At 40.0% G+C, this 18,629-nt stretch carries 12 protein-coding genes; 5 read left to right on the forward strand and 7 right to left on the reverse strand.

All coding sequences use genetic code 11. The features are described 5' to 3' along the window. Positions 1-15 precede the first annotated feature (15 nt). Genes mscK through seqA form a run of 3 tightly spaced genes read right to left on the reverse strand, consistent with a single transcriptional unit; the run spans position 16 to position 5,393 of the window. Positions 16-3,360, reverse strand: coding sequence for a mechanosensitive channel MscK (gene mscK / locus A3GE_RS0107560; RefSeq protein WP_018356658.1), 3,345 nt, complete (start codon positions 3,358-3,360; stop codon positions 16-18). Between the two features lie 7 nt (positions 3,361-3,367). Further along, positions 3,368-4,768 carry an o-succinylbenzoate--CoA ligase gene (menE, locus tag A3GE_RS0107565; protein ID WP_018356659.1) on the reverse strand — a complete coding sequence of 467 codons (1,401 nt, stop codon included), beginning with the start codon at positions 4,766-4,768 and terminating at the stop codon, positions 3,368-3,370. Beyond that, positions 4,737-5,393, reverse strand: coding sequence for a replication initiation negative regulator SeqA (gene seqA, locus A3GE_RS0107570; RefSeq protein WP_018356660.1), 657 nt, complete (start codon positions 5,391-5,393; stop codon positions 4,737-4,739). The genes menE and seqA overlap by 32 nt, the downstream gene beginning before the upstream one ends. Positions 5,394-5,463: 70 nt before the next feature. Here seqA and A3GE_RS0107575 point away from each other — a divergent pair, with 70 nt between their 5' ends. The 3 genes from A3GE_RS0107575 to fur all read left to right on the forward strand — a co-directional run bounded on the left by A3GE_RS0107575 (position 5,464) and on the right by fur (position 7,328). Further along, complete coding sequence (locus tag A3GE_RS0107575) at positions 5,464-6,249, forward strand: alpha/beta fold hydrolase (RefSeq protein WP_018356661.1); 786 nt, start codon at positions 5,464-5,466, stop codon at positions 6,247-6,249. An 81-nt stretch (positions 6,250-6,330) separates the two neighbouring features. Further along, the gene (gene fldA / locus A3GE_RS0107580; protein WP_018356662.1) at positions 6,331-6,855 is read left to right on the forward strand and encodes a flavodoxin FldA; all 525 of its coding nucleotides are present in this window, start codon (positions 6,331-6,333) and stop codon (positions 6,853-6,855) included. A 23-nt stretch (positions 6,856-6,878) separates the two neighbouring features. Then, positions 6,879-7,328, forward strand: a complete 450-nt coding sequence (gene fur, locus A3GE_RS0107585) for a ferric iron uptake transcriptional regulator (protein WP_018356663.1) — start codon at positions 6,879-6,881, stop codon at positions 7,326-7,328. Between the two features lie 61 nt (positions 7,329-7,389). On the opposite strand, the gene A3GE_RS0107590 is transcribed toward fur, so the two are convergent. Together A3GE_RS0107590 and A3GE_RS0107595 are read right to left on the reverse strand one after the other, a co-directional pair. Continuing rightward, positions 7,390-8,946, reverse strand: coding sequence for a peptide ABC transporter substrate-binding protein (locus tag A3GE_RS0107590; protein WP_018356664.1), 1,557 nt, complete (start codon positions 8,944-8,946; stop codon positions 7,390-7,392). Continuing rightward, the gene (locus tag A3GE_RS0107595; protein WP_018356665.1) at positions 8,939-9,343 is read right to left on the reverse strand and encodes a YbaN family protein; all 405 of its coding nucleotides are present in this window, start codon (positions 9,341-9,343) and stop codon (positions 8,939-8,941) included. Before A3GE_RS0107595 ends, A3GE_RS0107590 begins: the two co-directional genes overlap by 8 nt. Positions 9,344-9,458: 115 nt before the next feature. Between A3GE_RS0107595 and prlC the strand changes: the two genes are divergently transcribed. Further along, entirely contained in the window at positions 9,459-11,498 is a 2,040-nt protein-coding gene (prlC, locus tag A3GE_RS0107600) for an oligopeptidase A (RefSeq protein WP_018356666.1), read from the forward strand. A gap of 128 nt (positions 11,499-11,626) precedes the next feature. Here the strand turns inward: prlC and fabB are convergent, their stop codons facing one another. Continuing rightward, entirely contained in the window at positions 11,627-12,847 is a 1,221-nt protein-coding gene (gene fabB / locus A3GE_RS0107605) for a beta-ketoacyl-ACP synthase I (protein ID WP_018356667.1), read from the reverse strand. Between the two features lie 173 nt (positions 12,848-13,020). Here fabB and mnmC point away from each other — a divergent pair, with 173 nt between their 5' ends. Beyond that, positions 13,021-15,030 (forward strand): bifunctional tRNA (5-methylaminomethyl-2-thiouridine)(34)-methyltransferase MnmC2/FAD-dependent 5-carboxymethylaminomethyl-2-thiouridine(34) oxidoreductase MnmC1, encoded by a 2,010-nt coding sequence (mnmC, locus tag A3GE_RS0107610; RefSeq protein WP_018356668.1) that lies wholly within the window; start codon positions 13,021-13,023, stop codon positions 15,028-15,030. Positions 15,031-15,105: 75 nt separating this feature from the next. On the opposite strand, the gene mfd is transcribed toward mnmC, so the two are convergent. After that, positions 15,106-18,546 carry a transcription-repair coupling factor gene (gene mfd, locus A3GE_RS0107615; protein ID WP_018356669.1) on the reverse strand — a complete coding sequence of 1,147 codons (3,441 nt, stop codon included), beginning with the start codon at positions 18,544-18,546 and terminating at the stop codon, positions 15,106-15,108. Positions 18,547-18,629 lie beyond the last annotated feature (83 nt).

Below are 18,629 nucleotides of genomic sequence, written 5' to 3' on the forward strand. Positions count from 1 at the left end.
CCCCTTTTTCTACTTCTACGATTTTTTCTTAGATAATGTTGTTGCATTGACATCAATGAAAGGAATTTCTTCACCGGTATCATTGTTTTTAATAAAGATATCAAGTTGATTGAATGCAATGTCAATATTGTTTTCAGAAAAGAGTTCATTAATACGACGATTAAGCGCATCTACCGTATTGGTTCTTTCAGAAAGCTGACCAACATAAACACGTAGCTCGTGATCTAATGTACTCGCCCCAAATGATAAAAAGAATGCGCGAGGTTCAGGATCTTTTAATACCGCAGGTTGCTCGTTTGCCGCCTGAAGGAGTAATTTTTTCACTAATTCTAAATCTGAACCGTAAGCTACCCCAACAGTCACAACTAAACGGGTCATCGTACTGGAAAGTGCCCAGTTAATCACCTGACCAGTCACAAAAGATTTATTAGGAACAATAACCTCTTTTCGATCAAAATCAATCAATGTAATCGCACGAATACGAATTTTAGCGACGGTGCCGCTTACCCCATTAATCGTTACGGTATCACCAACACGAATCGGACGTTCAAATAGTAAGATAATGCCGGAAACAAAATTCGCAAAAATTTCTTGCATACCGAAACCAAGTCCCACTGAAAGTGCGGCAAATAACCACTGCAATTTTGACCACGACATCCCCAGCGTAGCAAATCCCCATGCACCGCCTACTGCCACAATAACATAGGTTAATAACGTCGTGATGGTATAAGGCGTTCCCTGAGATAATTTCAAACGTGAGAAAAGTAAGACTTCCAGGATACCTGAAATATTTCTTACAAGAACATAAGTAATCCCCACAATAATAAGAGCAACAAGTAAATTAAATAATGTGATACTTTCCGTGACATTTGCCCCATCTACCACAGAGATTTGCTGCCATAATGTAATATCACGCAAGTAACTTGCCACTGTCACAAGATCCGACCAGATAAAATAGAAAATTGCAAATAATGCCGACCAAATAAACAAGTCTGCAAAACGTAGCAATTGACTTCTTACCTCATTTAACGCCAAGCCTTCTTCTTGGTCTGTAATCACAACCACGTCATCTGAAGGCACACCATCATTAAACTCTTCCGATTTTTGATAGCGTTTTTCCATAAGACGGCGGTGTGCTAAGTGGCGCGATGACACTGTAATACCACGATAAATGACATTGCGTAAAATAAACCAAATACACCAAGCAATATAAGAATTGATGATATGTTGGATTAAATTCAGCGCCGTATAGTAATAACCGAGAACAATCAGCAGAATTAACCCTATTGGAACCAACTGCAATAGAATTTGAATGGCTTTCACAATCACGTTATTACGTTGTGATTGATTTTCTTCATAAGCTCGAAGAGCGCGATTAAAACGTGGTGCGATAATTACCGTACAGAACATCAAGGCGATAATCGTGTTGAGTTCGCCCAGTACATCATTTGCCAAACCATTATCCATCACATTACTAAATACCGATGTATTCAATAAGAGAACAACCGCAATAATAATGCGTTTTACCACCCCACGGAACTTTTCAGCATCCTCTTGAGCAAAACCAAAATGGCGAACGAAAATCCCGTTTGGACGATAAATGGCAAACCACACATTGAAGAACCACCAATATCCCGCCATACGGAACGACCAATCCCAAAATTCTTGCGGATTACGGAAGAAGAAAAAGCCAATCATTTGGCAGATCGCAAGAAACCAAAGCGTACCGGATAAATTAAGTAATCCCGTTAAAATCAATGCCATCGGTGTATGCCACTGGGTATCTGCACGCAAAGTATTAATTTCACCATTAATCATTGCCAAGCGATGCTTAATAGCCGGTTTGAATTTAAAAATCGCACCACCAATCACAATAAGAAAAAATACATAAGTCAGCAACGAGGGCAAATTATCATAGTTTGTAGGAAAACCAAGACGTTTCATCATGCCATCAAATTGCCCCTCTAATGACATTGGCAAAGCTTTCAGCCAATCCAAATTAATCGGGTTATTGCTTTTTACCCAGAAACTTTGTTGATCGAGCTTCGACTGAATTTGATCGCTAATTTGGGTAATTTGTTGCTGCGTTAATTCTAAAGAAATCGCTAAATTTAACTGATTATTTAATGATTTGATTAAGTCAGAACCCATTTTGCGACGTTCGGTCAACAAAGTAATTAATTGTGTCTTTTCCGTATTGGTAAAAGGTTGATCTTCATTCAACTCTACTTTTTGAATGTACGCATCGAGATCATAGAGCTCATTACGACGCTGTGTAATATCGAAAATTTGCACACGTAAATCAGCAATTTGTTTTGATAACCCCTGAATATTTAAATTTGTCGGTAATTTTTGTTTTTGCTGCTGAATAATACGGGAAAGCACAAGTGTACCCTGCAATGCACTGATCTGTTCGTCAATCGTACGTTGGGTCTGTGTTAAATTATCCAACACATTACGCATTTTCAGTTCATCTTGCGTTAATGTATTTGTTTTTTCCGTTTGTTCTAACAAAAACTTACTGAGTTGTGCATTGCGATCCAATTCTTTTTGAATGTAATCATTTTTAACCGCACTTTGTTGCTGTTGCTGTACTTGCTCAACTTTGTCTTGGCTTTGAGCAAGATTTTTCTGATTAATAACGTCCTGAATTGCTGAAATCTGTTGTTGCTGAACTTGTTGTTTAACATTTAATAAGTCATATCGACTCTTGTAGAGTAAAGAAAGTTGATCGCTATTTTTTAGCAAAGTTTGATTATAATCATTTTTTAGTTCAATGAGTTGCAATTCCAACTGATATTGCTGCTGCAACGCTGTACTTAGCCTATGATCAGAAAGCTGTTGGTTTAAAATTTGCGTGCGTCTTAAATTATCCGCCAGTACGGTTTGCGAACGTTCTGAAACACCGCTTTGTCCTGCCATTAACCCATTAGCCGCACTTAATGCTACCTGACTCTCTTGCTGCTGATTATTCAGTTTTTCCAGTTCAGTTTGTAAATCCGCCAAAGAAATTGAAGCGTAGTCATCTACCTTGACTTGATCTAAACTTTTTTTAAGATTTTGCAAATCCGTATTATTTTTTTGGATTTCCGCATCCGCACGGCTAAGCGTACTATCCAAATCATCATTATTTTTTTGCTGATTTTGAATTTGTTGTAACAAATCAAGTGATATCTGCAACTCATTAATACGTGATTTTTTCACTTCAGCATCATCTATTTTTTGTGCCGCAGACAAATCCGCTTTCAGGCTTTGTTCTGTCGGAAGTGCTTTTTCCTGCTCCGCCATAGCAGATTGCGTAAGGGCAACCCCTACCATAAAACTAACTGAAAGTGCGGTTAAAAAACGAGGTAATTTCATAGTTTTCCTATTTATTTTCTTGACACGCCAACCATTGTGCTAACGCTTTACGCGAAATCTTAATCGCTCCTTGTTGTATTCCAAGAGGCAATGGGTAATAAGCGATCGGTTGCTTAAATCTTGCTAAATGTTCTTGTAAAAAAACACGCAGTTTTTCGACCGCACTTTCCGTGAAGTGTTCATAAAATTCAAGGATAGCGACGGGTCTTGCACCAAATTCTAAATCCTCTTTGGGTAATACAAACACTTGTTTCACCAAATTAGATTGCAATATCGCCCTTTCAATTTCTTCCGGTTGGAGGTTTTCACCACCAGAAATAAACATATTGTCTAAACGCCCCACGACCACTAATTCATTATTTTTCCACATGCCTTTATCTTTTGTTTGCAACCAACCTTGTTCGTTAGTGAGCGGAATAATCTCACCTTTTTTCCAATAACCTAACGCCAACCCAGCTCCTTTCAACCAAATTTCTTCATTCACCAGTTGAAATTCACGTCCTAAGAGCGGTTGCCCCACACCGGGCAAATTATCCGACAATTTCGCAAAAATTGTTGATGCCATTTCTGTCATACCATATCCGCTATAGGAAGAAATGCCATACTGCTGAACAGCTTGAGTCAATTCCACCGGAATATGCGCTCCCCCCAATAAAATATGCTTCGTTTTAAAAGTTGCTTGGGGATGTTGCACAAAATAATTGAGCAAACGTTGAAGCTGCGTTGGTACTAATGACACATGGCTGGCTTGCAAGAGTGAGGCAAAAAAATCCACTTGAGGAAAATGTAATTCAGCCCCACAGAGCAACCAACGCCACACAATGCCCTGCCCTGAAACATGGTACAAAGGCAATGATAATAACCATGATTGAGAGGAATTAAAGTGCATTAACTGACACACGCCACGGGCATTATCCAAATGTGCCTGTATATGATGTACCACCGCTTTAGGCAAGCCGCTTGAGCCAGAAGTCAGTGTCATGGTCACAGGGCGAACAAAATCCGCCTCATGATGAAACGCAACTGATAAATGTTCGTTTGAAATAGCCAACAAATCTTTATCAAAAAAGCATAAGTCAATGGCATATTCACGACATAGCTCATGGATTTTTTCTTGCGGAAATGCAGGATTTAAACCTAGAATTTTTGCCCCGATCTGAATGGTCGCAAGATAAAGAAAAAGGATCGATTCAGAATTTTTGCCACAAAAAGCGACCGCACTTTCCGATGTGATACCTCGCGTTTGTAAAAATATGGCGGTTTGATCGATTTTTTGCCCAATCTCTCCCCAAGTAAAAACATCACCTTGAGATGAACGCAAGGCAATTTTTTCACAATATTGGGGATCATTGGCAAAAATTTGCCAAGGAAATGATTTAGTTGCTGACAAAATAGACTCGAACTTCATCAATCAGGGTCTCCGGCAAATCCATAGATTGCATCGCCCCTTCCAGCATTAGCATTTTTCTGCCGCTATTGGTATTAGTAATCACCCAATAAGGCGTATCCGGAATTTGTTTCGGTTTGGTGTGATTACCCGCCATTAACAATGTCCCTTCATCACGAGCAAAATAAACACGGGTACGGCCTTGTAGAGATTCCGTTGCCTGTGCGAAACTTTCCGGATTAGTCCGATAAAGCACGCGCAAGACAGCTAAAAAACGCACAACTGCTTTTGTTTCTTCTTTAAATTCCGAAGAATTTAATAACGCACGAACTTTATCCGTTATTTGACTAATCGCCGTCTCCGACTGTTTTCTTGCAGTTTTTAACACTGCGGGTTCAAGTGCTTTTGGCGCAGATTCCGATTGGATTTGAGAGACATTTTCCGCCTTTGTCTCTTTTGGCAAAACAGCAGCAGATTTGACCGCACTTTTATTCGCCTCATCAAAAGAAACAAAATCTAACGTACTATTCGGGTTAGGGGGTAAATTCAGCAAACGGCGAAGAATATCGGAAGCACTTTCACCAATGGACTGGGTTTGTTTCGCAATGTATTGGTATAATTCTTCATCGACTTCAATGATCTTCATTTTTATTTCTCCCTTTGCTAAAATTTTTGCCCATTATAACGACTTCTCAACTAATTCTCACGCGAAAATTATGCCTAGCTCTCAATTATTAAATTATCAATTTCATCAAACAGAACAAGCAATTACTCACCCTACCTTAGTTTTTATTCATGGTTTATTTGGCGATATGAATAATCTCGGCGTTATCGCCCGAGCATTCAGTGACGATTACGATATCCTACGTGTTGATTTGCGTAATCATGGACGAAGTTTTCATGCAGAATCAATGAATTATGAACTCATGGCGGAAGATCTCTTCACGCTTATCCAACATCTTAACTTGAAAAAAGTCATTTTGATTGGTCACTCCATGGGAGGAAAAACAGCGATGAAATTGACCGCACTTCATCCTGAAATTGTTGAAAAATTGATTGTCATTGACATTGCCCCGCTCCCCTACGGCAAACAAGGACATCAAGATGTTTTTAGGGGGTTATTTGCCGTGAAACAGGCTAAACCAGAAACGCGCCAACAAGCGAAACAAATTTTAGAACAAGAAATCAACGATCCGAGTGTAATTCAGTTTATGTTGAAATCTTTTGAATCCGGCTCTCCTGAATTTTTTCGTTTTAATTTGACCGCACTTTTCAATAATTATAACCATTTGATGGATTGGCAAAATGTCAATGTTACAGCACAAAGTTTATTTATTAAGGGTGGGGATTCCCCTTACATTAAACCGGAAGACGCACAATACATTTTACAGCAATTTCCTAACGCGACATCATTTACTATAAACGGCTGCGGACATTGGGTTCACGCAGAAAAACCGGACTTTGTTATTCGTGCTATTAATAGGTTTCTAAATAAGAATTAATTGGTTTAAATGAGAACTAGTTTATGGTATAGTTTGCACAAATTTTGTTTGTTTAAACGTTTAAATTAAAAGGAAAGAAAAATGGCAGTAGTGGGCCTATTTTATGGTAGCGACACAGGCAATACCGAAAATATCGCGAAAATGATTCAAAAGCAATTGGGTAATGATTTAGTTGATATTCGTGACATCGCAAAAACCTCAAAAGAAGATATTGAAGCCTATGATTTCTTACTTTTCGGCATTCCAACTTGGTATTATGGTGAATCTCAAGCAGATTGGGATGATTTTTTCCCAACTTTAGAAGAAATTGATTTCACAGATAAATTAGTGGCAATTTTCGGTTGTGGCGACCAAGAAGACTACGCCGATTATTTCTGTGATGCAATTGGTACGATACGCGATATTATAGAGCCACGCGGAGCAATCATTGTAGGAAACTGGCCAACTGAAGGTTATACATTTGAAGCCTCAAAAGCACTCTTAGAAGACGGCTCTTTTATCGGTTTATGTATTGATGAAGATCGTCAACCTGAACTCACTGCTGAACGCGTAGAAAAATGGTGTAAGCAAATTTATGAAGAAATGTGTTTAGCCGAGCTCGCTTAACTATCATAAAAAAAGGAAACTTTATGTCTGAAGAAAATATTAAATTGCTTAAAAAAGCTGGCTTAAAAATTACTGAGCCTCGTTTGACTATTTTGGCTTTAATGCAAAATCACAAAAACGAACATTTTTCAGCAGAAGATGTATATAAAATTTTATTAGAGCAAGGCAGTGATATTGGTCTTGCTACTGTTTACCGTGTACTTAACCAATTTGACGAAGCGCATATTTTAATTCGTCATAATTTCGAAGGAAATAAATCGGTTTTCGAACTTGCACCAACAGAACATCATGACCATATTATTTGTGAAGACTGTGGTAAAGTATTTGAATTCTCCGATAACCTTATTGAGCAACGCCAAAAAGAGATTAGTGAACAATATGGCATCAAACTAAAAGCCCATAGCTTGTATCTTTATGGAAAATGCAGTGATATTGAAACATGCGAAGAAATTGTTAAGAAAGACGAGAAATAATTCTTAAAAAATTCCCCGCTTAATGATTAAGTGGGGAATTTGTTATTTAATATGTTATTTTTTACTCGACTTCCACTTTTCTCCATAGATGCTTACTATAGATCGTACTAATAGAATTTTTCTTTGCCCCCATTATGGAAGAAGAGATATAAACAGGTGTCGTATATTGAAACAGTGGCAATACTAAATTTTCCTGTTGGATAATTTCACTTAATTTTAAATAAATTTCTGACCGCTCTTTTTCTGATGTGCTTTTTAATGCCTGTTCAAAAAGCTGATCATATCTTACATTGATATAACCACTCTTGTTGTCCGGACTTTTTGAATAAAATAACCCTAAAAATGCCATAGGGTGATTAAAATCGCCACACCATCCGGAACGAATTAATTGAAAATCACCTTTATTCCGTTTTTCCTGCAATTTTGGCCAGCTCATCGGCTCGGTTTCTACACGTAATAAATCCGACTCCGATAATTGTCTCGCTAAACGATTCGCAATATTTTGATGCAATGCAGTATCATCATAACCTAATCGTAAAGCCAGCGGTTGCTTTTCCGTAATATGGCTTTGTGCTAGCAACTGCTCTGCCAATACCGGCTCCCAATGTGAATCTTGCCCTTGTAACATTGTTTTTGGTAAAAAATAAGAACTTGGAATGGAATTGGGCATTTCGTTATTTGTAATACCTGTAATGGAAATAAGAGAAACTATCGCCTTCCGAATTAAGGGATTAGCCAACTTAGGATCACGCAAATTAAATTCGTAAAAATAGCTACATAGTTGAGGAAAATATTGTATGTTTTCTGTTTTTTCCCTTGGAGACCAAATAATATCTAATTCAGTCTGCGGTTCAGTCTCATAAGGGACATAGTCCACTTGTTTAAATGACACTCTATCTTTTTGCCAATAATATGGGTTTTTCTCCAGATGAATCCCTTTTTCATCACGCAATGAAAACATATACGCCCCGTTTGATATAAATAAATTCAAATCATGATATTGTGGTAATAATGCAATATGTGCCAACATTTCAGGTAAATAAGGGGTAGGTTTATCCAGCGTGATAATTAAAGTGCGGTCATTTTCAGCAGAGATACCCAAATTTGTTAAGGGTTGTTTTTTGTCTAGAACAGGTTTCGCACCTTTTAAATTTAAATAGAGCAAATAAGATTTAAGCGGGCTTTCAGATTGAGAGAGGGCTTGCCAAGAGAGAACAAAATCCTGTGCAGTTAAAGCTGTGCCATTTGACCACTTCAACCCTTCACGCAAAATAAATGTCCAATTTTTATTATCTTGCGTTGTCCAACTTTCCGCAGCAGCAGGAATAATATTACCTTGTACATCATAGGCTGTTAATCCTTCAAACAAATCTCGAATAAGGGAAAACTGTTCTGCCTCCTTCACTTGCCAAGGATCTAAAACTGCAACCGATTTTATGCTGCGTACAAGTTTCTCTCGATTATTGTGTACCTGCGGTTTTTCTATTGAAATAGTGGGTTCGGATTGGTGTTGAGATGGTTTTGGATTCTGTGACTGATTATTATCACACCCATTCAGCGCAAAAATAACAGAAAAAATGACCGCACTTTTCAAATTTACAAAGAAAAAATTACTCATTACTTATCTCTTCTCTTTGAATAGGAGCAACTTCCGATTCTTCCTCAGTTTTAATCCAAAATAAGAAAAACCAATATTTCACAATGATTAATGCGGCAATAATACTTCTACCGACAACACTAGGAGTAAAGTAAAAACCAATTAATAGCATTGAAGTGGCAAATGCCAAAATAGCCATTTTTGTTTTTTTGCTCATCGCCCGACGTTCATTAAATGACTTCAAATGTTTTTGGTATATAGACGTGCTAAGAAACCAAGTTTCCAAACGTTCTGAACCTTTTGCAAAGAAAAATAACGTGAGTAAAAGAAAGGGTGTGGTTGGTAAAAGTGGCAGAAAAATACCAATAATACCTAGTGCAAGAGAAATAAATCCCAACAGAATATAAATATACTTCATAGCGTACCTAAATAATTTAAATGCGAACCATTATTACTGATTTTTTAGATTTTTCAACCTTGATATTATAGAATTTGCCGTCACATAAGAAACAGTTTTCAAAAAGGAAATATCTATGTCAAATCCATTACTTAACATTCAAGGCTTACCGCCTTTTTCACAAATTAATCCTGAACATATTCAACCAGCCGTTGAAAAACTCATTCAAGATTGCCGTGACACGATAGAACAGGTCTTAAATCAACCTCACTTTACATGGGAAAATTTCATTTTACCTTTAACAGAAGTCAGCGATCGTCTAAATCGTGCTTGGTCGCCTATTTCCCATTTAAATTCAGTAAAAAACAGCTCTGAGTTGCGCGAAGCCTATCAGGCCTGCTTACCTTTACTTTCTGAATACAGTACTTGGGTGGGACAGCACAAAGGGCTTTACAATGCTTATTTAGCCCTCAAAAATAGCCCTGAGTTTTCCGATTACTCCGTGGCACAAAAAAAGGCGATTGAAAATTCCTTACGGGATTTCGATCTTTCCGGTATTGCATTACCTGAAGAAAAACAAAAACGCTATGGTGAAATTTCAGCACAATTATCCGAACTCAGCTCACAATTCAGCAATAATGTTCTTGATGCCACGATGGGTTGGGAAAAAGTGATTGAAGATGAAGCGGAACTGAAAGGTCTTCCCGAATCGGCATTACAAGCGGCAAAACAATCCGCCGAAAGCAAAGGCTTGAAAGGCTATCGCTTTACCCTTGAAATTCCAAGCTATTTGCCAATTATGACCTACTGTGAAAACCAAGCATTGCGTGAAGAAATGTACCGAGCTTACGCAACCCGCGCATCAGAACAAGGCCCTAACGCCGGCAAATGGGATAACAGTAAGATCATGGAAGAAATTCTCACCTTGCGCGTAGAGTTGGCAAAACTACTTGGTTTTAGCACCTACACCGAACTCTCTCTTGCCACAAAAATGGCAGAAAATCCGCAACAAGTATTGGATTTCTTAGATAATTTGGCAAAACGAGCCAAGCCACAAGGCGAAAAAGAATTGGCTGAACTCAAAACCTATTGCGAACAAGAATTTGGTGTCACAAACCTTGAACCTTGGGATATCACTTTTTACAGCGAAAAACAAAAACAACATCTCTACGCCATCAATGATGAAGAATTACGCCCTTATTTCCCTGAAAATCGTGTTCTATCCGGTTTATTTGAACTGATTAAACGCATTTTCAACATTCGTGCGGTAGAGCGCTTTGATGTGGATACTTGGCACAAAGATGTGCGTTTCTTTGATCTCATTGATGAAAACGATCAACTGCGCGGCAGTTTTTATCTCGACCTTTATGCCCGAGAAAACAAACGAGGCGGCGCATGGATGGATGATTGCATCGGTAGAAAACGTAAACTTGACGGTTCTATCCAAACGCCGGTGGCCTATTTAACCTGTAACTTTAATGCACCAATCGGTGATAAACCGGCATTATTTACCCATGATGAAGTCACTACACTTTTCCACGAATTTGGACACGGTATTCATCATATGCTCACACAAATTGATGTATCCGATGTGGCTGGCATTAACGGTGTACCTTGGGATGCAGTAGAATTACCAAGCCAATTTATGGAAAACTGGTGCTGGGAAGAAGAGGCGCTGGCATTTATTTCCGGTCATTATGAAACGGGTGAACCTTTGCCAAAAGAGAAATTAACACAATTATTGAAAGCAAAAAACTTCCAAGCGGCAATGTTTGTCTTGCGCCAACTGGAATTCGGGATTTTCGATTTCCGTTTGCATCATACTTTTGATCCTGAAAAAATGAATCAAATTCTCGACACACTCAAAGCGGTAAAATCACAAGTTGCGGTCATTAAAGGCGTAGATTGGGCAAGAACCCCACATAGCTTCAGCCATATTTTCGCCGGCGGCTATGCCGCAGGCTATTACAGCTACTTATGGGCAGAAGTGCTATCCGCCGACGCCTACTCACGATTTGAAGAAGAAGGAATTTTTAACCCAATCACCGGAAAATCTTTCCTTGATGAAATCTTAACCCGTGGCGGTTCAGAAGAACCGATGGAACTTTTCAAACGTTTCCGTGGCCGTGAACCCCAATTAGATGCACTGTTAAGACACAAAGGTATCGCAAATTAATCACAGCCAAAAGCCCTGAGGATTCAGGGCTTTTTTATGAGTAAAGTGCGGTCATTTTTCAACGCGTTTTATATAAAAAATCGCACGCTATCACTAACGTGCGATTCTCCTTTTGATTAGCGTATTAATTAACCATTGTAACGTTTAAAAATTAACGTCGCATTCGTACCACCAAAACCGAAGCTGTTTGACATCACAGTTTGCAAGCCGGCATTTTCTTTGGTTTCTGTCACGATATTGCAACCTTCCGCTGCTTCATCTAAGGTTTCAATATTAATGCTTGGCGCGATGAAATCATTATCAAGCATTAATAAGGTATAAATCGCTTCATGCGCACCTGCAGCCCCTAAAGAGTGACCGGTCATTGATTTCGTTGAAGAAATTGCCGGAGTTTTTGCTCCGAAGACTGCTTTGATTGCACCCAACTCTTTCACATCACCGACCGGTGTTGAGGTGCCGTGAACATTAATATAATCAATTGGTGCGTCCACTGTCGCCATGGCTTGTTTCATGCAGCGTTCCGCACCTTCACCGCTTGGTGCGACCATATCATAGCCGTCAGAAGTCGCACCATAACCCACAATTTCCGCATAAATTTTTGCACCGCGAGCAAGGGCGTGTTCTAATTCTTCCACCACCACAACTGCACCGCCACCGGCAATAACGAAACCATCACGATTAGCATCGTAAGCACGAGAAGCTTTTTCCGGCGTATCATTATATTTCGTGGAAACGGCTCCCATTGCATCAAATTCTGTGGCACATTCCCAAGATAATTCTTCCGCACCGCCGGCAAACACCACATCTTGCTTGCCTAATTGAATTAATTCCAGTGCATGACCAATACAATGTGCCGAAGTCGCACAAGCGGAACTAATCGAGTAGCTGACACCACGGATTTTGTAAGGCGTAGCAAGACAGGCTGAAACACTTGATGCCATGGTTTTCGTTACCGCATAAGGCCCGATTGCCTTCACACCACGAGGACCACGTGCCGCATCACAAGCAATTAATTGATTATGTGCAGACCCTGTACCTGCCCCGATGACTAAACCGGTACGATCATTGGAAACCTGCTCTTCCGTTAAACCCGAATCTTCAATAGCTTCACGCATAGAAAGGTAAGCATAAGCCGCCGCATCACCCATGAAACGATACACTTTACGATCAATATGTTCACTTGGATCCAATTTAATCGTGCCTGCAACATGACTACGCATTTTCATTTCAACAAATTCAGGCACAATTTCAATACCCGATTTTCCCGCTTTTAGCGAGGCAAGCACTTCTTCTTTATTGTTGCCGATACTGGAAATAATACCAAAGCCTGTAATGACAGCTCTTTTCATTGCTTCTTCCTTTTGTTTCATATGTCAAAATAACGGCTCAAAACTACTACGAAATAAAAATATTTCAAGCAATAATTCATTTGTTCGACCAGTTAGGAGCAGCCAACAAATTTCAATAAGCCGGAAAATTCCGCTATTATAAGCCAATTCGATCATGCAAGAAAGGAATAAAAATGTTCAACGTTCAGTATGCCGACATTCATTTTAATGAAGAAAACACCCCCATTTCCAATCAATTTGATGATGTTTATTTCTCCAATCACGATGGCTTGGCGGAAACGGATTATGTATTTTTACAAGGTAATCAATTATGGGAACGTTGGCTCACCTACGAAAACACCCATTTCGTCATTGCCGAAACCGGTTTCGGCACGGGATTAAATTTTTTCGCCACTACCGCATTATTCCGTAAATTTCGCCAACAATTCCAACATTCGCCGTTAAAGCGGCTCTATTTTATTTCCTTTGAAAAATATCCGCTAAAGCCCACCGCACTTCAGCAAGCTCATTCAGCCTATCCGCAATTTGCCGAAGTCAGCCGGCATTTACAATGCTATTGGCAATCACCGATTAAAGGCTGTCAACGTATTCACTTTGATGAAACCATCCTTGACTTATGGTTTGGTGATGTGACAGAAAATTTACCGCAACTTGGCGATTATATGAACGAACATATTGACGCTTGGTTTTTAGACGGTTTCTCTCCCAGCAAAAATCCGGATATGTGGAACGAAAACTTATACGTCCAAATGTATCGCTTCACCAAACCAAATGGTACTTTTGCCACGTTCACTGCCGCAAGTGCGGTCAGAAAAGGGTTAGAATTAGTTGGTTTTGAGGTAACAAAACGTAAGGGGTTTGGCAAAAAACGGGAATGCCTGAGCGGACAAAAAACACAAGCAAAACCAACCGCACTTTCTGCACCTTGGTATTTGCCTCAACCGGCAAATATGAAAAAACAAGATATTGCGATTATTGGCGGGGGGATTGCCTCACTCTGTGCTGCGATTTCGTTACTTCAACGGGGTGCCGACATCACCCTTTATTGTGAAGATGAACAACCTGCACTCAATGCTTCCGGCAATAAACAGGGAGCATTTTATCCCCAACTCAGCGATGATAATCCCCTCACTATTCATTTTTATCTTCACGCCTTTTCTTATGGGAAACAATTACTTGACTGGGCAATAAAACAAGGGATTGAATTTGAACACGAGTTTTGTGGCGTAGCGTTATGCGCCTATAACGAAAAAAGTGCGGTCAAATTGGAAAAAATTGCCCAATTAGGTCTATCGAATGAAATCTTTGAGATGTTGGATACCGAGGCATTAAGCGCAAAAGTCGGCTTACCCCTTTCTTGCGGAGGCGGTTTTATTTCCCAAGGGGCTTGGCTTGCTCCTCTCCAATTTGTGCAAAATACCTTTTTGCTACTTGAAAAATGCGGTGTAAAAATCAAAACTTCGCAAAAAATTACCGCACTTTCACAAACCCAATACGGTTGGCAACTGATGAATTCGCAAAATCAACATATGGAACATGAGGTTGTGATACTCGCCAATGGCTATAAAATCACAAATTTTACTCAAACGGAAAAACTTCCGCTCTACCCGATTCGAGGGCAAGTCAGCCAAATCCCGACCTCCGAAAACTTACTAAAACTTAAGTCCGTGCTTTGCTATGATGGCTATCTCACTCCTGTCGATCAAGCCAAAACCAGCCACTGTATTGGTGCAAGCCATATCCGTGATAATACGAATCGTACCTTTAGCGAACAAGAGCAGCAGGAAAACCAACAAAAGCTCCAACAAAATATTGCACAAAGTTGGACGCAAGATGTGGATACCTCAGGCAATCTTGCCCGAACAGCTATTCGCTGTTCCGTGCGTGATCTCGCTCCAATAGTTGGCAATATACCTAATTTCCACCAACAACGTGAAGATTACCATAATCTATTTAATCTCCTACGCCGCAAACAGCCTATCCCAAGTGCGGTCAATTTTCCTAATCTTTTTCTCTGTGCCGCATTGGGATCTCGTGGATTAACCTCCGCCCCCTTACTCGGCGAAACCTTGGCATCATTAATTTACGGCGAACCTTTGCCTTTAGGGGAAAATATTATGCAAAACTTATCTGCTAATCGTTCTTGGGTGAGAAAATGGTTAAAGGGTACGAAGGTGAAATAAACAACGACATTTTGCACTAGGATAATTAATAAATGGGTTTCGTTATAAACGAAATCCATTTACCAAATAATTTAATTATCCAACCAATTCTTTCACCAAATCCACCACAAATTCCAACCGCACTTTATTCTCTGAAAGATCTTTCATAAACCTAAACTTGAACGGACCATCAAAGCGATAGACTATCGGTTCTTTTTGAATGAGCTGAATAAATTTTTCCGGATCAATTTTTGCATTTGGTGAAAATTCAATAAAACCACCTTGTGTACCCGCATCAATTCGTAGCACTTGCAAGGGTTCGATCAATAAACGTAGTTCGGCAATTTGCAGTAAATTTTTCGCTGCTTCCGGTAATAAACCAAAACGGTCAATTAATTCAACTTTTAATTCATCCAATTCTTGCTTGGTTTCCGCTGCGGCAATACGTTTGTAGAAGGACAAACGCATATTCACATCGCCCAAATATTCATCCGGTAACAATGCCGGGACTCGCAGTTCAATTTCCGCGTGCTGTCGGGTTAATTCTTCTAAGGACGGCTCTCGCCCTTCTTTTAAGGCTTTCACTGCCGCATCGAGCAATTCCATATAAAGGGAAAAACCGATGGTTTCAATTTGTCCGCTTTGTTCATTCCCCAGCAATTCCCCTGCACCACGAATTTCTAAATCGTGGGTGGCAAGAATAAAACCTGCACCAAGATTATCTAAACTTTCCAAGGCTTCAAGGCGACGTTGCGCATCTTTTGTCATCATTTTCGGTGGCGGGGTAAGCAAATAGGCATAGGCTTGGTGATGAGAACGCCCGACCCGACCACGCAGTTGGTGTAATTGTGCTAAACCAAAATGATCCGCCCGTTCGATGATAATGGTGTTTGCGGTTGGCACATCAATTCCCGTTTCAATGATAGTTGAGCAAACCAATACGTTATAGCGTTGATGATAAAAATCGCTCATCACTCGCTCTAACTCACGCTCACGCATCTGTCCATGTCCGACAATCACTCTTGCCTCCGGCACAAGTGCGGTCAATTTTTCTGCTGCATTTTCAATGCTTGCCACATCGTTATGTAAATAATACACCTGTCCGCCCCGCAAAATTTCACGCAAGACCGCTTCACGTACCACTAAATCATCTTTTTGACGCACGAAGGTTTTAATACTTAAACGACGGGCCGGTGGTGTGGAAATAATGGACAGATCACGAATACCGTTCATTGCCATATTAAGGGTGCGTGGAATCGGGGTTGCCGTGAGGGTGAGAATATCGATATTGGCACGTAACTGTTTAATTTTTTCTTTTTGACCCACACCGAAACGATGTTCTTCATCAATAATCAGCAAACCGAGATCGTGAAATTTCACATCCGATTGAATCAGTTTATGAGTGCCGATCAAAATATCCACTTTACCTTCCGCCAGATTTTGCAGAATTTGTTTTTGTTCTTTCGCTGTTTTAAAACGTGATAACACTTCCACATTCACCGGTAAATTAGCAAAACGATCTTTAAAATTTTCATAATGTTGTTGTGCAAGCAATGTCGTCGGTACTAAAACAGCGACTTGTTTATGGTTCATTACCGCCAAAAACGCCGCACGCATTGCCACTTCGGTTTTACCAAACCCCACATCGCCACAAACCAAACGATCCATTGCTCTTGGCTGGCACATATCCGAAATAACGGCATTAATCGCCATTTCTTGATCATGGGTTTCTTCAAAAGGAAACGTTGCCGCAAATTGTTGAAATTCATCACGATCATATTTGAAGGCAAAGCCTTTTTTCGCCTCACGTTGAGCATAAACATCTAACAGATCCGCCGCCACATCACGAATTTTTTCTGCGGCTTTTTGGCGTGATTTCGCCCAAGCCTCGTTACCCAGTTTATGTAATGGCGCACTTTCATCAGAACCGCCAACATAACGGCTAATCAAATGCAATGAGGTGACAGGCACATAAAGTTTGGATTCATTAGCATAATTCAGGAGCAAATATTCTGCTTTAATCCCTCCTGCATCAAGTGTCACCAAGCCGCCGTAACGCCCTACTCCATGATCCAGATGTACCACCGGTTGCCCGATTTTGAGTTCCGCCAGATTACGTACAAGGGTATCCGGATTAATGGTTTTACGCTTATCACGCTGACGCTGTTGTATCCGTTCGCCCAGTAAATTGGCTTCACCAATAATGGCTAAGGGCAAAGGTTGCTCAATAATAAAGCCTTGCTCAAAGGCACTAACCAGCAAGCTGAATTTTTCTTGATCTGCTTGAGCGAGAGATTGAATTTGTTTCGGTTTGATTTTTAATGGTTGCAACAAGTCAAGCAAGGTTTCCCGACGACCTTCCGTTTCCACGGAAAACAATATGTTGCCATTAAAATGCTCAATAAATTGGCGAAGTTGCCCGAGAGGTTCTTTTTGTTGTGATTGAATAGTGATCGCCGGCAATGAAGTGATCGGTAAATTTTTCTGACGTACGGATGACCGCACTTTTTCATTTTTAAGGGTAATACGCGGATAGTCTTTCAGTTGGCGATTTACTTCATCAATATTTAACCATAAACGTTCCGGTGGCAATAAGGGACGTATAGGATCCGCTTTGCGTTGTTCATAACGCTGTTTTGCATCTTGATAAAAACGCTCCCCTTGTGCTTGATTTGCTTCCATATCCACAAATAAGGCTTGGGTAGGAAGATAATCAAATAAGGTCGCCATTTCTGCAAAAAATAGCGGCTGCCAATATTCAATCCCGGAAATTAACGTGCCTTTACTAATTTGTTGATAAATATGTTCCGGATCACGGCGGATTTCACCAAAGGTTTCTCTGAATTGAGAGCGGAAAAACTCAATCCCTTTGTCATCCGTAGGAAACTCGTGTGCCGGCAGAAGATTAATAGATTGAATTTCATCAAGTGTGCGTTGTGTATCCACATCAAAAGTGCGGATCGAATCAATTTCATCATCAAAAAAATCTAACCGAAAAGGTACTGCACTTCCCATAGGAAAGAGATCGAGCAACGAACCGCGTACGGCATATTCACCGTGTTCCAATACTTGCTCTACGGCACGATAACCGGCTGACTCCAATTGTAAACGCATTTTATCAATAACAATGCTATCACTTCTTTTGATCAATAAAACATTATGTTGTAAATATTGTGGCGGGCAAAGGCGTTGCATTAAAGTCGCAATCGGCAATAAAAAAATGCCTTTTTTCGCATTTTGTAGATAGAAAAGCGCACTCAGACGGGAAGAAATAATATCTTGATGCGGCGAAAACGTATCATAAGGCAAGGTTTCCCAATCAGGAAAAAGTCTCACTTCTTGACTGCTTAATTCCGATAAAATACCTGATAAGCGAACCGCACTTCGAGTATCGGGAGTGACTACAACAGTTAAATGTTGGTGTTGTTCGGCAATTTCGCTAATCGCTAGCGCATCAGCACCTTGCAAGACATTACCTAAAATTTTGTGGTCGTTTGGGGTGGAAGGAATATCGAGTTGGAAAAAAGCGGTTTTCATGAATAATGCGTCAATCTCTGATAAAAATTAACGCATAGTTTACTGAATTAAAAAAGGGGATTCAAGCTGGAGTCTGTATAAAA

It is taken from the genome of Rodentibacter pneumotropicus DSM 21403, assembly GCF_000379905.1.
GTDB classification, from domain to species: domain Bacteria; phylum Pseudomonadota; class Gammaproteobacteria; order Enterobacterales; family Pasteurellaceae; genus Rodentibacter; species Rodentibacter pneumotropicus.

What these genes read in the sequence shown, in the direction of transcription:
- mscK (WP_018356658.1), bottom strand. Translation starts at nt 3,360, where the DNA reads ATGAAATTACCTCGTTTTTTAACCGCACTTTCAGTTAGTTTTATGGTA.
- menE (WP_018356659.1), bottom strand. Translation starts at nt 4,768, where the DNA reads ATGAAGTTCGAGTCTATTTTGTCAGCAACTAAATCATTTCCTTGGCAA.
- seqA (WP_018356660.1), bottom strand. Translation starts at nt 5,393, where the DNA reads ATGAAGATCATTGAAGTCGATGAAGAATTATACCAATACATTGCGAAA.
- A3GE_RS0107575 (WP_018356661.1), top strand. Translation starts at nt 5,464, where the DNA reads ATGCCTAGCTCTCAATTATTAAATTATCAATTTCATCAAACAGAACAA.
- fldA (WP_018356662.1), top strand. Translation starts at nt 6,331, where the DNA reads ATGGCAGTAGTGGGCCTATTTTATGGTAGCGACACAGGCAATACCGAA.
- fur (WP_018356663.1), top strand. Translation starts at nt 6,879, where the DNA reads ATGTCTGAAGAAAATATTAAATTGCTTAAAAAAGCTGGCTTAAAAATT.
- A3GE_RS0107590 (WP_018356664.1), bottom strand. Translation starts at nt 8,946, where the DNA reads ATGAGTAATTTTTTCTTTGTAAATTTGAAAAGTGCGGTCATTTTTTCT.
- A3GE_RS0107595 (WP_018356665.1), bottom strand. Translation starts at nt 9,343, where the DNA reads ATGAAGTATATTTATATTCTGTTGGGATTTATTTCTCTTGCACTAGGT.
- prlC (WP_018356666.1), top strand. Translation starts at nt 9,459, where the DNA reads ATGTCAAATCCATTACTTAACATTCAAGGCTTACCGCCTTTTTCACAA.
- fabB (WP_018356667.1), bottom strand. Translation starts at nt 12,847, where the DNA reads ATGAAAAGAGCTGTCATTACAGGCTTTGGTATTATTTCCAGTATCGGC.
- mnmC (WP_018356668.1), top strand. Translation starts at nt 13,021, where the DNA reads ATGTTCAACGTTCAGTATGCCGACATTCATTTTAATGAAGAAAACACC.
- mfd (WP_018356669.1), bottom strand. Translation starts at nt 18,546, where the DNA reads ATGAAAACCGCTTTTTTCCAACTCGATATTCCTTCCACCCCAAACGAC.